This window comes from Pseudomonas sp. SHLD1 (assembly GCF_028640935.1).
GTDB classification, from domain to species: domain Bacteria; phylum Pseudomonadota; class Gammaproteobacteria; order Pseudomonadales; family Pseudomonadaceae; genus Chryseomonas; species Chryseomonas aestiva.
Map to the genome: position 1 here is coordinate 70,471 of NZ_JAQZAD010000006.1, position 14,777 is coordinate 85,247.

The window sequence follows — 14,777 nt, forward strand, 5'->3', positions numbered from 1 at the left end:
ACACAACCCGACCTCTGGTCGGGTTGTCTGTTTCTGGCCTTCCCGCTTCGCCCAGGCGCCCGCTGGCGCTAGACTCTCCTTCTGGCCATCTGGCCTGCCCCACCCTCCGCTCTTTGCTCCTCTATCCAGACGCTGACCATGGCCGGACTCATCCCGCAAGGCTTCATCGACGACCTGCTCAACCGCACCGACATCGTCGAAGTGGTGGGCGCGCGGGTGAAGCTCAAGAAGGCCGGCAAGAACTGGATGGCCTGTTGCCCCTTCCATAACGAGAAGACGCCCTCCTTCAGCGTCAGCCCCGACAAGCAGTTCTACTACTGCTTCGGCTGCGGCGCCGGCGGCAACGCCCTGGGCTTCATCATGGACCACGACAACCTCGAATTTCCCGAGGCGGTCGAGGAACTGGCCAAGAAGGCCGGCGTGGACGTGCCGCGCGAAGAGAGCGGCGGCCGGCGCAAGCCGCGGCAACCCACCGACTCGCCGCTCTATCCGCTGCTGGCCGCGGCCGCCGAATTCTATCGCCTGGCGCTGCGCAACCATCCCAAGCGCCAGGCGGCGGTGGACTACCTGAAGAAGCGCGGCCTCACCGGCGAGATCGCCCGGGACTTCGGCCTGGGCTTCGCCCCGCCAGGCTGGGACAACCTGGGCAAGCACCTGGGTGGCGACGACCTGCAACAGAAGGCCATGCTTGATGCCGGCCTGCTGGTGGAGAACGCCGAGAGCGGCAAGAGATACGATCGCTTTCGCGACCGGGTGATCTTCCCGATCCGCGACAGCCGTGGCCGGGTGATCGCCTTTGGTGGCCGGGTACTGGGCGACGACAAGCCCAAGTACCTCAACTCGCCGGAAACTCCGGTCTTCCACAAGGGCCAGGAACTCTACGGCCTGTTCGAGGCACGCAAGCACAACCGCGACCTGGACGAGATCCTCGTCGTGGAAGGCTACATGGACGTCATCGCCCTGGCTCAGCAAGGCATCCGCAATGCCGTGGCCACCCTGGGCACCGCCACCAGCGAAGAGCACATCAAGCGGCTGTTCCGCATCGTGCCGAGCATCCTGTTCTGCTTCGACGGCGACCAGGCCGGCCGCAGCGCCGCCTGGCGCGCCCTGGAATCGGCCCTGCCGGTGCTCAAGGATGGCTTCCGGGTGCGCTTCCTGTTCCTGCCCGAAGGCGAGGACCCCGACACCCTGGTGCGCGCCGAGGGCGCGGATGCCTTCCAGGCGCGCTTCGTCCAGCAGGCCCAGCCGCTGGCCGAGTATTTCTTCCAGCAGCTGATGATCGAAGCGGATCCGGCCACCCTGGAGGGCAAGGCGCATCTGGCCACCCTGGCGGCGCCGCTGATCGAGAAGATTCCCGGCAACAACCTGCGCCTGCTGATGCGCCAGCGCCTGAGCGAACTCACCGGTCTCGGCAACGACGCCCTGAGCCAGCTGGCGCCTTCCGCACCGGCGCAGGATGCGCCACCCATGGACTATGGCGACTACGCCTACGCCCATGCCGAGGAAGCGCCGGCGCAGCAGCAGTGGACGCCACGCCGCGAGGGCAAGGGCGGGCGCGAGGGCAAGGGCTGGAAAAAGGATTTCAACGGTAAGGGCGGCGGCGAACGCGCACCCCGTCAGCCACCGGTCAAGGTGGAGACCCCGGTGCTGGCCGCGCTGCGCAGCCTGCTGCACCACCCGAACCTGGCCCAGGCGGTGCAGGACGCCCGCAACCTGGCCGAGGAAAGCGATCAGTACGCCCAGCTGCTGGTCGCCCTGGTCGAGGCGCTGCAGAAGAAGCCGGGACAGAGCACCCTGGCGCTCATCGCTCGCTGGCACGGCACCGAACAGGGCCGACTGCTGCGCGCCCTGGCGGAAAAAGAGTGGCTGATTGCCGGCGACAACCTTGAACAACAGTTTTTCGACACCATAACGAGGTTAGCCGCCAGCCAGCGTGATCGCTCGCTGGAGCAACTCCTACGCAAGGCGCGACAGAGCGAACTGAGCTCCGAAGACAAGGACCGCCTACGCGAACTCCTCAGCCGTCCGGCGGGGTCCGTGACCTAACTGGCACGACCACCGTCTAACCGGCTATAATGTTCAGCTATTTTTGCCCGCCTAAGCCTTCAGTGGAAGGGTACCTATGTCCGGAAAAGCGCAACAGCAATCCCGTCTGAAAGAATTGATCGCCCGCGGTCGTGAGCAGGGTTACCTGACTTACGCGGAGGTCAATGACCACCTACCGGAGGATATTTCAGATCCGGAACAGGTGGAAGACATCATCCGCATGATCAATGACATGGGGATCAACGTATTCGAGACCGCGCCGGACGCTGATGCCCTGCTGCTGGCGGAAACCGATACCGACGAAGCCGCCGCCGAAGAAGCCGCCGCCGCCCTGGCAGCGGTGGAAAGCGATGTCGGCCGCACCACCGACCCGGTGCGCATGTACATGCGTGAAATGGGCACCGTGGAACTGCTGACCCGCGAAGGCGAGATCGAGATCGCCAAGCGCATCGAGGAAGGCATCCGCGAAGTCATGGGCGCCATCGCCCAGTTCCCGGGCACCGTCGACTACATCCTCAGCGAATACACCCGCGTCACCACCGAAGGCGGTCGCCTGTCCGACGTCCTTGCCGGCTACATCGATCCCGACGACGGCAGCCTGCCGAACGAGAGCGAGGTCCTGCCCGTCCCGAACAAGGCCACCGATGCCAAGGCCGTGGACGACGAGAAGGACGACGAGGAAGAGAGCGACGACGCCGACGAGGAAGAAGGCGACGGCGGTCCGGATCCGGAAGAGGCTCGCCTGCGTTTCGGCGCGGTTGCCGAGCAGCTGGAAAAGACCAAGAAGGTGCTGAAGAAGCACGGCCGCGACAACGACCACGCCGTGGAAGAATTCGTCGCCCTGGCCCTACTGTTCTCGCCGATCAAGCTGGTGCCCAAGCAGTACGAAGCCCTGGTGATCCGCGTGCGCGAATCCCTGGAGCGGGTGCGTGGCCTCGAGCGCGCCATCATGCAGCTCGCCGTGCGCGATGCGCGCATGCCGCGTGCCGATTTCCTGCGTCACTTCCCCGGCAACGAGACCAACACCGAATGGACCGCCGGCCTGCTCAAGGGCAAGCCCAAGTACGCCGAGGGTCTCGAGCGCTTCCAGGCCGACATCAAGGCCAAGCAGGCTCAGCTGGCCGAGCTGGAGCGTGACTACGAGCTGAAAGTCTCGCAGATCAAGGACATCAACCGCGCCATGTCCATCGGGGAGGCCAAGGCCCGCCGCGCCAAGAAGGAAATGGTCGAGGCGAACCTGCGCCTGGTGATTTCCATCGCCAAGAAATACACCAACCGTGGTCTGCAATTCCTCGATCTGATCCAGGAAGGCAACATCGGCCTGATGAAAGCGGTGGACAAGTTCGAATACCGCCGTGGCTACAAGTTCTCCACCTATGCCACCTGGTGGATTCGCCAGGCCATCACCCGCTCCATCGCCGACCAGGCGCGCACCATCCGGATTCCGGTGCACATGATCGAGACGATCAACAAGCTGAACCGGATCTCCCGCCAGATGCTGCAGGAGATGGGTCGCGAGCCGACCCCGGAAGAGCTGGGCGAGCGCATGGAGATGCCCGAGGACAAGATCCGCAAGGTGCTCAAGATCGCCAAGGAGCCGATCTCCATGGAGACGCCCATCGGCGACGACGAAGATTCGCACCTGGGCGATTTCATCGAGGACAGCTCCATGCAGTCCCCGATCGAGGTGGCCACCAGCGAAAGCCTTAAGGAAGCCACGCGCGACGTGCTCTCCGGCCTCACCGCCCGTGAAGCCAAGGTCCTGCGCATGCGTTTCGGCATCGACATGAACACCGACCACACCCTCGAGGAAGTGGGCAAGCAGTTCGACGTCACCCGCGAGCGTATCCGCCAGATCGAAGCCAAGGCCCTGCGCAAGCTGCGCCACCCGTCCCGCAGCGAACACCTGCGCTCCTTCCTCGACGAGTAAGGCGCCCACGCTGCACCCGAAACCGGAGCCCAGGCTCCGGTTTTTTTATGCCCGACAAGGGTTTGGCGATCCCCGCCACCCCCGGTATACTCCTCCGCGCTATAGGGCCTATAGCTCAGTTGGTTAGAGCAGAGGACTCATAATCCTTTGGTCCACGGTTCGAGTCCGTGTGGGCCCACCAGCTTTCAGGAGCCGCGCGTTGCGCGGCTTTTTTGTGCCTGCGATTCGCGCTTCACGCTTTTGCCACTCAGACGTGCAACAGCGCCAACACCCCTACAGCCACTCCTCCCCCCGCCACCCCATACACCGCCGCCTGCAACCAGCGCCGCCGGGTCAGCAGGGTGATGGCGGCCAGGGAGATGGCGACCTGCATGAGCATGGTGGCCTGGGCCCAGCGGTGGTGGCGGTGGAGCTGGGTTTCGCTCAGGGCTTCGTTGGCCATGACCTTTTCCTCCAGGGCTTCGGCCTTGGTGCGGATCTCGGCCTTTTGCTGGGCGTAGCGCTGGCTGTCCTGGGTGAAGCGCTGGGCGGTGTCGGGGTTGGTCGCGAGGGCGGCGCCCAGGTCGGCGAGGTTCTGCTTTTCGCCCTTGGCCTGGTAGTAGCCCCACTGGTTGGCGGCTTCGGTCTTGGCGATGGCTTCTTCGTTCTTGTAGTAGAGCGCCAGGCTCTCGGCGTTGCCGCCCTGGTAGGCGCAGAGGGCGCCCAGCGTCGCGAGAATGGCGGTGGTGACGGCAATGCGGCCGGTGAGGCTGTCGCGGCGATGGGCGCCGTGGGCGGCGTGTTCCACCTCGTGGTCGTGGGGACCGTGGACTTCGTATTCGCTGGACAAGACCTAGCTCCGCTGCGGATTCCTGCGGCGAGGCTAGTCCAGTCGGCTTAAGGCCTTCTTAAGAGTTGGGCAATCGCGCCTGCAGCCAGCGGCGTAGCGGACCGGCCACCCAGCGCTGCATGGCCAGGCCGAGCAGGACGATGAGCACCAGGTGCAGCGGCAGCATCCAGCCGGGTATGGGGATGGGCAGGGCCAGCACCTCGCCGACGTCTTCGGCCAGGTCTTCGAGGCTGTCGCCGGCCAGGTGCATCCAGCCCAGCAGGGTACGGGTCCAGGGTTCGAGCACGCCGATCAGCGGGGTGTGGACGGCGAAGATGCACAGCGAGGCCTCGCCGAGGCGCTGGGCCAGGCGGCGCACGCCGGCGCGGCCGGGTTCGCCGAAGGTGGCGCAGGCCAGCAGCACCGCCGCCTGGAAGGGCGTCAGCAAGCCGTTGTGGACCAGGTAGAACCAGCGGCGGCCATCGCCTTCCAGCAGCAGGGCGCCCAGCCACAGGCCGGTCAGGCCAAACAGCAGCAGCGGCACGCGCAGGCGCTGGGTCGTCTCGGCCACCCAGGGCTCCTGCACGGCGCGATAGAGCAGGATGCCGAGCAGGAATTCCGGCAGGCGGATCAGCGGATTGCGATGGATGACGCCCACGGTGACGGTATCGAAGGCCTGGGCCCAGGTGGCCACCAGCGGGCCGAGCAGATAGAGCCCCCAGAGCGCGGCGGCGGCCAGGGCCCAGCGACGCAGGCGCATCAGCCGCGGGCCCAGCAGCGGGAACAGCAGGTAGAAGAACAGCAGCGCCGAGATCGACCAGGCGGCGCCGTTGAGCCAGAGAAAGCGCGGCTCCCAGGATTGCAGCAGGAGCAGTTGCAGGAGTACGTGGGTGGTGGCGGCCAGCCAGGACAGCGGCAGCATCTCGTCCAGCGCGCTGCCCTCCTCCAGCTGCAGATAGGGATGCTGGTTGTAGTAGACCGGCACCCCGTGTTCCAGCCAGGAGTCCTGGGACAGCCAGTAGGACAGCCCCAGGGCCACCAGCAGGGTAAGCAGGTGGATGGGATAGAGGTTGCACAGCCGGCGCAAGACGAAACCGCGCGAGCTGCCCTTGAGTGCGCCCTGGCGATCCAGGCTGACATGGGCCAGCAGGAAACCGGAGAGCAGGAAGAAGGTGCTGGTGGCGAAGAAGCCCATGCCGGCCAGGCGGCGGAAGGCATCCGGCAGATCGCTGTAGAGCCCGCCCAGGTGGTAGACGACCATGTACAGCGCCATGAGGAATCTCAGCCATTCCAGGCCGTAGTAACGGGCAGTGGGGCGGCTTGCGGTTGAAGAGGTCATGGCGGCGGTTTACGGCGGATAAGACCTGATTATAAGCCGCCTGGGCGTGAGCCCTGCCGATGTTCATGACAAAAGCATGACAACCGGTTTCCCAGGGTTGCCAGGCGCCGCTCAGGACACCGCCGTTCGGGAGTCCTGCGGCCTCTGAAACCGGGCCCGATTCAGCCGGCGAAGGCAGGCTCCGCCAGCCCCTGCACGCCAGGGTCCAGGGCGAACAGACCACCCGCCAGCGGCTGATCGCTCAGATCGCCACCCGGGCGGATGGAGGTCACGAACAGGGTGTCCAGGTTGCGTCCGCCAAAGGCGCACATGGCCGGCTTCCTGACCGGCACGGCCAGGGAGCGATCCAGGCGACCGTCGGGCGTGAAGCGATGGATGAGGCCGGCATCGTTGCCGCAGATCCAGTAGCAGCCGTCGACATCCACCGCAGCACCATCAGGCCGGCCGGGATGGCCGTTCATGTCGACGAACAGCCGCCGGTTGCCGGGTGTGCCCGTGTCGGGATCGTAGTCGAACGCCCAGATCAGCTGGCGGCTGGGATGGGAGTCGGACAGATAGAGGATGCGGCCATCGGGGCTCAGGGCCAGGCCGTTGGGGACGATGAGGTCGTCCAGCAGCAGCCGGGCGCCCTCGCCGGCCGTATGACTGTAGAGGCGGCCAGCCGGGGCGCCCTGCGCCATGTCCTGCACCATGGTGCCCACCAGGAAGCGACCCTGGCGATCGCAGCGACCGTCGTTGCATCTCATGGCCGGCTGGGCATGGTCGAGGGCGACCAGGCGCTCGCCGCTGAGTTGGCCGCAAGCCTCGGCCTGCAGGGCGAAGAGGCCGCTTTCCAGGCCGGCGAGCCAGCCGCCGCCTGCGCGGGCGGCGATGCAGGCGAGCATTTCCGGCGCGCTCCAGCTGTCCAGCGCACCCGTCGGGGTCCAGCGATGCAGCCGCTTGGCCGGGATATCGACCCAGTAGAGCGCCTGTTCGGCGACGTGCCAGACCGGGCATTCGCCAGTGGCGTTGCGGGCATCGACGAGCAATTCGGCAGTCATGGCGGCCCTCCTCAGTCGTCGAAGGGACCGGTGGCGACGAAGGCACCGCCCTGGTAGACCAGAGACGGATCGTCCGCCGCCGGCATCGGCTGGGCCTCGACCTTGGCGCGGAATTGCTCGGAGTTGTCCTTGGGCTGGAAGCCCAGGTGCGCGGCCAGGCGGTTGTCCCACCAGCTGTCGCGGTTGTTGGAGGCACCATAGACGATGGTGTGGCCGACGTCCGGGGTGGTCAGGCTGCGCAGGATGAGGTCGGTCAGGTCTTCGTAGCTCAGCCAGGTGGCGAGCATGCGGCGATTCTGCGCCTCGGGAAAGGACGAGCCGATGCGGATGCTCACCGTCTCGATGCCATAGCGATCGAAATAGAAGGTCGCCAGGTCTTCGCCAAAGGCCTTGGACAGGCCGTAGTAGCTGTCCGGACGCTGGGGCACGCTGGCGTCGATGCGCTGGTCCTGGCGATAGAAGCCGATGACATGATTGGAGCTGGCGAAGACGATGCGCTTCACCCCATGGCGCCGCGCGGCCTCGTAGAGATTGAAGGTGCCGCGGATGTTGGCTTCGAGGATGGGCTCGAAGGCATGCTCGGTGGAGATGCCACCGAAATGCAGGATGGCATCGACGCCCTCCACTAGGTCATGGACGCCAGCCTTGTCCGCCAGGTCGCACGTGACCACCTCTTCCGCTGGCCCCTGGGCCGCATCCATCGGCGCGATGTCGGACAGCCGCAGGATCTCGGCATGGGGCTTGAGCCGCTGGCGCAGCTCCTTGCCCAGGCCCCCGGCAGCACCGGTCAGCAACAGACGATGGAAAGGTGACGAGGAGACTTCGGACATGAGCGGGCGCCTTCTTATGGAGTTATCTGGCAAGAGGTACGACATCCCACCTCTTTTCGTGATTCTCGCGGGCGACTGGGGTCCTGTCAATGCTACCTAGGCCGGCAGGCAAGGCAGCCGCAGGCGGAAGGTCGCGCCCTGCCCGGCGATGCTTTCCACGTGCAGGCTGCCATGGTGCGCCTTGACGATCTGGTCGGCGATATAGAGGCCCAGGCCCAGGCCGGCGATGTTCTCGGTGCCACTGGCGCGCTCGAACTGGCGGAAGATCAGCGCCTGGTGCTCCACCGGGATGCCGATGCCGTGGTCCTTGACGCTCAGCTCCACGTCGGCACCATCGCTGCGCAGGGAGATCGCCACCGGACGCCCGGCGCCGTATCTCATGGCGTTGGTCAACAGGTTGGTGATCACCTGCTCGATGCGGAATTCATCCCAGTAGCCAGGCGCCGGGCCCTCCGCGTGCAGCTCCACCGGGCAACCGGCGGCGGCGAATTGCGAGGCGAAGCTGTCGACCACGGTGTTGACCAGGGCGGCGAGATCGCATTGCGAGGGGCGGATGGACAGCTTGCCGGTGCGGATGCGCGAGATGTCGAGCATGTCGTCGATCAGGTGCACCAGGCGCTGGATCTGCCGCTCGTCGCGCTCGGCCATGCCGGCCAGCTTGTCGGGGGTGAAGGCCTCCAGCTTGCCCTTGTCCAGGTACATGCGGCGCAGCTGGGCTTCGAGCATCAGGGTGTTGAGCGGCGTCTTGAGTTCGTGGGAGACCATGGACATGAAGTCGTCGCGGGTGCGGACCGCCTGCTGCAGCTCGACCTGAGTCTGGCGCAGCTCGGCCAGCAGGATCTCCTGTTCCTGGCGACTCTGCTCCAGGGCCACCAGCTGCTCGGCCAGGCGCTTGCGGTGCCAGTAGAGGTCGACGAAGACCCGGGTCTTGCTCTTGACCGCATGGACATCGAGGGGCTTGTGCAGGAAGTCCACCGCCCCGCTCTCGTAGCCCTTGAAGGCATAGTTGAGGTCGCGGCCGGCGGCGCTGACGAAGACGATGGGAATGTGCCGGGTCTTTTCCAGGCCGCGCATCATCTCCGCCAGTTCGAAACCGTTCATGCCCGGCATCTGTACATCGAGGATCGCCAGGGCGAATTCGTGCATCAGCAGGAGCTCCAGCGCGGCCTCGGCGGAGCTGGCCTGGAAGATCTCCAGCGCCTCGCTGCGCAGCAGGGCTTCCAGTGCCAGGAGATTTTCCGGCAGGTCGTCTACGAGCAGGAGCTTCGCCTGTTCGACGGGTACTTCAGCCATGGTCGCGTTCCAGCTCGATGAGCAATAGATGGATGCCCGGCACATCCAGCACGAAATCCGGGTGGAGTCTCTTCAGCGCCGCCTCGGGCATGGTCGGTACCTCGGCCGACTGCGGCGACTGGACGACGGTGACCGCTCCATTCCGAGCCAGGGCGTGCAGGCCGCTGGCGCCGTCCTGGTTGGCGCCGGTGAGCAGGACGCCGCAGACCTGCTCGCCCAGGGCATCGGCCGCGCTTTCGAACAAGACATCGATGGACGGCCGAGAAAACTGCACCGGCTCGTCGCGTGACAGCGACAGTGTGAAGTCGTCTTCCACCAGCAGGTGATAACCCGGCGGCGCGAAATACAGGGTGCCGGGCAGTATAGCGTCCTTGTCCTCGGCTTCGCGTACCCGCAAGGCCAGCCGCGCCTGGAACAACTCGGCCAGGCGCGAATTGCGGTCGTCCGGCAGGTGCAGCACCACCGCCAACGGCAGGCGGAAGCTGGCCGGCAGGGTCGAGAGCAGGCGCAGCAGCACCTGCAGCCCGCCGGCAGAGGCTCCGATGACGATGAGGCGCAACGGCTTCAGGGGCGGGAACATGCTAGAGCCTGCGGAACAGCCGTTCCTGCTTCACCACCGGCTCGAAGTGACTGGCGTAGGCGGAGAAGTCCAGCGACTCCTTGCTGCCCAGGCCGAGAAAGCCGCGGTGGCTCAGGGACTCGTGAAACAGGCCGAGCGCCCGATTCTGCAGATTCTTGTTGAAGTAGATGAGCACGTTGCGGCAGGACACCAGCTGCGTCTCGGAAAAGACGCTGTCGGTGGCCAGGCTATGGTCGGCGAAGGTCACGTTGGCGATCAGCGACTTGTCGAACAGGGCGCCGTCGTAGGCCGCGGTGTAATAGTCGGAAAACGCTCGGGTGCCGCCGGCGTTCTGGTAGCTGGCGGTGTAGGCGCGCATCCGCTCCAGCGGAAAGATGCCCTGGCGGGCCTTTTCCATGGAGCGCGGATTGATGTCGGTGGCATAGAAGAGCGTACGGTCGAGCAGCCCCTCCTCCTGGAACAGGATGGCCATGGAGAAGACTTCCTCGCCGGTGCTGCAGCCGGCGATCCACACCTTGAGCGAGGGATAGGTGCGCAAGACCGGTACCACCTGCTGGCGCAGGGCGAGGAAGTAGCCCGGATCGCGAAACATCTCGCTCACCGGGATGGTGATGAATTGCAGCAGCTCGGCGAACAGCGCCGGATCGCGCAGGACCCGCTCCTGCAGCGCCGAGATGCTCGGGCAGTCGAAGCGCGTCAGCGCCTGTAGCACCCGCCGCTTGAGCGAGGCCTTGGAGTAATTGCGGAAGTCGTGGCTGTATCTCAGGAAGATGCCTTCCAGCAGCAACCTCAGCTCGATGTCCTGCAGCCGTTCGCTCATGACCTACAGCCGCTCCAGCGACGGCATCCAGACACGGATCAGCGAGAACAGCCGATCCAGGTCGATGGGCTTGGCCAGGTAGTCGCTGGCGCCGGCGGCGAGGCAGCGCTCCTGGTCGTCCTTCATGGCCTTGGCGGTGATGGCGATGATCGGCAGCTTCTTCATGTGCGGCCGCTTGCGGATCTCGCGCATGGCTTCGTAGCCGTCCATCATCGGCATCATGATGTCCATCAGCACCAGGTCGATGGTGTCGCTGTTGTCGAGCTTCTCCAGCGCTTCCAGGCCGTTGCGGGCGATCTCCACCTTGGCGCCCTTCTGCTCCAGGGCACTGGTGAGGGCGAAGATATTGCGCACGTCGTCATCCACCAGCAGCAGGGTGCGGCCGTCGAAGGCCTTTTCGCGACTGCGGGCGCTTTCCAGCATGCGCTGGCGATCGAGCGGCATGTCGGCCTCGATCTTGTGCAGGAACAGGGTCACCTCGTCGAGCAGCCGCTCCGGCGAGCGCGCGCCCTTGATGATGATGGAACGCGAATACTTGAGCAGCGCCGCTTCTTCGTCGCGGGTCAGGCTGCGACCGGTGTAGACGATCACCGGCGGGAAGGAGCAGATGTCTTCGCTGGCCATGCGCTGGAGCAGTTCGCCACCTTCCATGTCGGGCAGCTTGAGGTCGATGACCATGCAGTCGTAGACCTCGTCGCGCAGCAGTTCCAGGGCCTGGCTGCCCATCTCCACCGCGGTGATCTCCACGTCCACGTCGCCGATCAGCTTGGCGATGCTGTCGCGCTGCAGGGCGTCGTCTTCCACCAGTAGCACCCGCTTGATGCCGGCGGCGAACTTGGCTTCCAGCCGCGTGAAGGCCTCGCGCAATTCGTCGCGGGTGGTGGGCTTGATGGCGTAGCCGACCGCGCCCATGTGCATGGCCGTCTCGATGCGATCCGAGGCCGAGACCACGTGCACCGGGATGTGCCGGGTCAGGGGATTTTCCTTGAGCCGCTCCAGCACCGTGAGGCCGGAATGATCCGGCAGCCCCATGTCCAGCAGGATGGCGTCGGGGCGGTACTCCAGCGCCGCGGCGAAGCCTTCCTCGGCGCGGTGGGCGATCAGGCAGCTGTACTTCAGCTCGTGGGCCAGATCGAAGAGGATCTGCGCGAAGGGCACCTCGTCCTCGATCACCAGCACTCGACGATCCGGATAGGGCCAGCTGTCCCGGTCGTCAGCGAAGGCAGCTGCCACAGGCGCCGCTGCCTCGGTGACCGGCGGCGCTGCGGGCGGACGCGGGGTAGCGGCCAGGGTGGCGAGAGGCGCAGGTGCTGCAACCGGCGTGGTGGCCTGCGCCGGGGCCATGATCGGCGTCACCGGCAGACCGGGCGCGGCGGTTTCCTGATACTCCAGCGGCAGGCGCAGGGTGAAGGTACTGCCCTCGCCCGGCTGGCTGGTGACGCTCAGGGTGCCACCCAGCAGCAGCGCCAGGTCGCGGGAGATCGACAGCCCCAGGCCGGTGCCGCCGTAGCGACGGGTGATGGCGCCATCCGCCTGGCGGAAGGCCTCGAAGATCAGCTCCTGCTGCTCGGCGGCGATGCCGATGCCGGTATCGCTCACGGCGAAGCTGGGCTGGCCGTCTTCCAGCGACAGGCGCAGGGTGACCTGACCATGCTCGGTGAACTTGAAGGCGTTGGACAGCAGATTCTTGAGGATCTGCTCGACTCGCTGGCGATCACTGAAAAAGGCCGGCGGCATCCGCGCGTCCAGCTCCACCACGAAGGCAACGCCCTTGTTCTGGGCCACCGGCTCGAAGGCGGTCTTCAGGGCTTCCACCAGGCGGCGCACGGACATCTGCTCCGGGCGGATTTCCAGCATGCCGGCCTCGACCTTGGAGATGTCGAGGATGTCGTTGATCAGGGTGAGCAAGTCGTTGCCTGCCGAATAGATGGACTCGGCATAGCGCACCTGCTCGCCGCTGAGATTGCCGGCCGGGTTGTCTGCCAGCAGCTTGGAGAGGATCAGCGAGCTGTTCAGCGGCGTGCGCAATTCGTGGGACATGTTCGCCAGGAATTCGGACTTGTACTGGCTGGCCCGTTCCAGCTCGCGCGCCCGGTCTTCCAGCAGCTGCTGGGCGTCGTTGAGGCGATTGTTGCGGTCGTCCAGCACGTCGCGCTGCTGCAGCAGTTCCTGGGCCTGCTGGGAGAGTTGCTCGTTGGTCTGCTCCAGTTCGGCCTGCTGCTGCTCCAGATGAACCTGGGACTCCTTGAGCGCCTGCGACTGTTCTTCCAGCTCTTCGTTGGCGGTGCGCAGTTCTTCCTGCTGCACCTGGAGTTCTTCGTTGAGTTGCTGGGTTTCCGCCAGCACCTGCTGCAGCCGCTGGCGATAGCGCGCGGCTTCCACCGAAGAGCCAATGGAATCGGCGATCAGGGTCAGCAATTCTTCGTCCTGCGGACGCAGGGCGCGCAGGAAGCCCAGCTCGACCACGCCATTCACCCGGCCATCGTTCTCGATGGGCACGATGAGCGCCGCGCTGGCCTGGCGCTCGCCCAGCGCCGAATTGACCTTGAGGTAATCGAGGGGCAACTGGTCGAGCGCCACGAGGCGACCGTCCAGCACGGCCTGCCCGGCCAGCCCCTCGCCCGGTGAAAGGCGCTGGCGCCGGCGACGACCCTCGTCGTCGAGGGCATAGTCGGCAACGCGTTCCAGGCTACCGTCGTCGAGCCGGACATAGAGGGCACCGGCCGCGGCGCCGAGATAGCGCGCCAGGAACTGCAGGATGCTCTGCCCCAGCGGCGCCAGCGTCGCCTGGCCGATCACCGCTTCCGACAGCTGATTCTGGCCGGAGCGGAACCAGCTCTGCCGCTCCAGGTTGTCGGTGTGCTCGGCCTGCTGGTCGAGCAACCGCGTGTAGGTCGCGGAAAGCCGCATGAGCTCGCGGCGTCCGAAGAAGGCCATGATGCCCGACAGCAGCAGGCTGACGATGAGGAAGGCGGCGACGAACACCACCGTCATGCGGCTGGCCGTCTCGGTCCGCTCGGCGCGCATCTGCTCTTCGTAGGCCATGAAATCGCTGTAGTCGCGGCGGATGCTGTCGATACGGTTCTTGCCCTGACCGTCGTTCAGCGGCGTCTGGAAGTCTCCACCCAAACGCCGCGCATCGATCACCCGGCTCGCATAGTCGCGCCACTCGCGATGCACCGCTTCGATCCGCTCCAGGCGACGGATCTGCACGGCACTGTCACTGACCAGACTCTTCAGCTCGTCGAGCTGCGGCTCGACGTTGGGCAGGGCGCGCTCATAGGGCTGCAGAAAGCTGGTGTTGCCACTCAGCAGATAGCCACGCATCCCGGTTTCCAGATCGACCACCAGGCGGAAGTTGGCGTTGGCCTCGCTGATGACACGGTCGGTGTGCTCGACCCACTGGGTGACTCTCAGCAGGTAATAGATGATGGCGATAAAGAAGATCGCGCTGAAGACACCGATGCTCAGCGGCAGGGAAAGATTGCGCTTGAGGATCTGGCTGAAGTGCTTCTGATCGAGGGGCGACTCGCGATTCATGAGGTCTGAAAGCCTTGTACGGGACGAAACGGTCGGCGGCGGTGAAGCCTCTGTCTGCGGGTGGGTGCCGTCACCCGCAGAGTCACGACCAAGAATCGATCAGAAACCCTGCCACGCCTTGGCCGGGTTTTCTCGAAAAGCCTGCGGAACACGCACGTGCCGGCCGTGTACGCCGTATGCCTTGGCGCTGTCGCCCTGATGGCGGCGGGCTTGCAGACCGACTAGTCGATGGGGACGCGCAACGCGCGTCCGCCTCTCAGGTCAACGACGGGCAATCACCCAGACGGCATGAATGATACCCGGAATGTAACCCAGCAGCGTCAGCAGGATGTTGAGCCAGAAGGCGCCGCCGAAGCCGACCTGAAGGAAGACGCCCACGGGCGGCAGGATGATGGCGAAGATAAGGCGGATGAGGTCCATTTCAGGCTCCAGTAGCGGGCAGGCAAGAAGATGCCTCTAAGACTGGCAGGGCCTGAATCAGGTTCCGGCAGGCAATAAAAAACCCCGCCGAAGCGGGGTTTCGCAGACTTAACCCGACATCCTTGTCAGGC

At 65.5% G+C, this 14,777-nt stretch carries 11 protein-coding genes and 1 tRNA gene; 3 read left to right on the forward strand and 9 right to left on the reverse strand.

Annotation, left to right across the window (positions count from 1 at the left end; all coding sequences use genetic code 11):
• Positions 1–138: 138 nt before the first annotated feature.
• The 3 genes from dnaG to PVZ77_RS00340 all read left to right on the forward strand — a co-directional run bounded on the left by dnaG (position 139) and on the right by PVZ77_RS00340 (position 4,157).
• The gene (dnaG, locus tag PVZ77_RS00330; protein ID WP_273805763.1) at positions 139–2,046 is read left to right on the forward strand and encodes a DNA primase; all 1,908 of its coding nucleotides are present in this window, start codon (positions 139–141) and stop codon (positions 2,044–2,046) included.
• Positions 2,047–2,122: 76 nt separating this feature from the next.
• Positions 2,123–3,976, forward strand: coding sequence for an RNA polymerase sigma factor RpoD (gene rpoD, locus PVZ77_RS00335; RefSeq protein ID WP_187980515.1), 1,854 nt, complete (start codon positions 2,123–2,125; stop codon positions 3,974–3,976).
• A gap of 104 nt (positions 3,977–4,080) precedes the next feature.
• Positions 4,081–4,157, forward strand: a tRNA-Ile gene (locus tag PVZ77_RS00340).
• Between the two features lie 66 nt (positions 4,158–4,223).
• On the opposite strand, the gene PVZ77_RS00345 is transcribed toward PVZ77_RS00340, so the two are convergent.
• The 9 genes from PVZ77_RS00345 to PVZ77_RS00385 all read right to left on the reverse strand — a co-directional run bounded on the left by PVZ77_RS00345 (position 4,224) and on the right by PVZ77_RS00385 (position 14,646).
• Entirely contained in the window at positions 4,224–4,805 is a 582-nt protein-coding gene (locus PVZ77_RS00345) for a DUF4337 domain-containing protein (protein WP_273805762.1), read from the reverse strand.
• Positions 4,806–4,863: 58 nt separating this feature from the next.
• Positions 4,864–6,123: an acyltransferase family protein gene (locus PVZ77_RS00350; protein WP_273805761.1), complete on the reverse strand. Its 1,260-nt coding sequence runs from the start codon at positions 6,121–6,123 to the stop codon at positions 4,864–4,866.
• 161 nt (positions 6,124–6,284) lie between these two features.
• Entirely contained in the window at positions 6,285–7,163 is an 879-nt protein-coding gene (locus PVZ77_RS00355) for an SMP-30/gluconolactonase/LRE family protein (protein WP_273805760.1), read from the reverse strand.
• An 11-nt stretch (positions 7,164–7,174) separates the two neighbouring features.
• Positions 7,175–7,993, reverse strand: coding sequence for an NAD-dependent epimerase/dehydratase family protein (locus tag PVZ77_RS00360; protein WP_273805759.1), 819 nt, complete (start codon positions 7,991–7,993; stop codon positions 7,175–7,177).
• 96 nt (positions 7,994–8,089) lie between these two features.
• Entirely contained in the window at positions 8,090–9,286 is a 1,197-nt protein-coding gene (locus tag PVZ77_RS00365) for a hybrid sensor histidine kinase/response regulator (RefSeq protein ID WP_273805758.1), read from the reverse strand.
• On the reverse strand, positions 9,279–9,866 hold the full coding sequence (locus tag PVZ77_RS00370) for a chemotaxis protein CheB (protein WP_273805757.1): 588 nt from the start codon (positions 9,864–9,866) through the stop codon (positions 9,279–9,281). The genes PVZ77_RS00365 and PVZ77_RS00370 overlap by 8 nt, the downstream gene beginning before the upstream one ends.
• 1 nt (position 9,867) lies before the next feature.
• Positions 9,868–10,686 (reverse strand): CheR family methyltransferase, encoded by an 819-nt coding sequence (locus tag PVZ77_RS00375; protein ID WP_273805756.1) that lies wholly within the window; start codon positions 10,684–10,686, stop codon positions 9,868–9,870.
• Positions 10,687–10,689: 3 nt separating this feature from the next.
• Positions 10,690–14,226 carry a response regulator gene (locus PVZ77_RS00380; protein WP_273805755.1) on the reverse strand — a complete coding sequence of 1,179 codons (3,537 nt, stop codon included), beginning with the start codon at positions 14,224–14,226 and terminating at the stop codon, positions 10,690–10,692.
• A 261-nt stretch (positions 14,227–14,487) separates the two neighbouring features.
• Positions 14,488–14,646 carry a YqaE/Pmp3 family membrane protein gene (locus tag PVZ77_RS00385; RefSeq protein WP_007159763.1) on the reverse strand — a complete coding sequence of 53 codons (159 nt, stop codon included), beginning with the start codon at positions 14,644–14,646 and terminating at the stop codon, positions 14,488–14,490.
• Positions 14,647–14,777: the final 131 nt, after the last annotated feature.